The sequence below is a fragment of the Streptomyces thermoalcalitolerans genome, assembly GCF_039525155.1.
In the GTDB taxonomy this organism is placed as follows: Bacteria; Actinomycetota; Actinomycetes; order Streptomycetales; family Streptomycetaceae; genus Streptomyces; species Streptomyces thermovulgaris.
The window spans coordinates 1-664 of record NZ_BAAAHG010000149.1 but is presented as its reverse complement, the minus strand read 5'-3'; the positions used below and the strand labels follow the sequence as shown (position 1 = coordinate 664).

The following is a 664-nucleotide window of genomic DNA, read 5'->3' as shown; positions in this document are numbered from 1 at the left end:
CTCGCGCCGCAAAAGCGGCGCGAGAAGTATCAAAATGAAAATGCTTCTTCCTTCTGGAGTAAGAAGGGGCGTAATAATTAATCTATCACCATACCCGAGAGGTTCGTGAAACAAAGTATGTAATGATTCTTCACGGGGCAATCGTTAACTCGAGATCGAGTTTCTGGTTGGGGTAACTCAAATCTGAGTAAACTATCTGAACAACTCTATCCGCCGGGAAATTATCGGAAATCATTTCATATATTTTTCCGGGATTAACCGAACCCGTAGCAACTGCATAGAGAGCCGCCACCGAAACACGGCCGAGACTTCGCGCAATCTCATCGGCCACGAGAGCGACCGAATGCGGGCCGAGAATCGGCCGCTATCGATCACCCGGCTCTCCGACCTCTCGAGAACTCCCGCTAGATCTCGACGTCGACGTCCTCCCCGCGGCCGGGATCGTCGTCGAGGACAGCTCCCCGAGCGACGATCGTCCCGTCGACGTCCACCCGCCACGAACCGACGAGACGGCCGGACTCCCTGCTCGACGTCGATCTCTCTGTTCTCTGCTCTGAGCTACCTGTGAGAATAGAATCCGCTCAGTGGCCGCTCTCGGCCCGCACCCGAGGCCACCGCCAGAGCCCCCAGTTGGCGGCCAGCGCGACGGCCGTCGCAATCCCGA

At 56.9% G+C, this 664-nt stretch carries 1 protein-coding gene; it reads right to left on the bottom strand.

What is annotated here, in order from left to right:
* Positions 1–130: 130 nt before the first annotated feature.
* The gene (locus ABD224_RS29290; protein ID WP_344055360.1) at positions 131–331 is read right to left on the bottom strand and encodes a hypothetical protein; all 201 of its coding nucleotides are present in this window, start codon (positions 329–331) and stop codon (positions 131–133) included.
* Positions 332–664 lie beyond the last annotated feature (333 nt).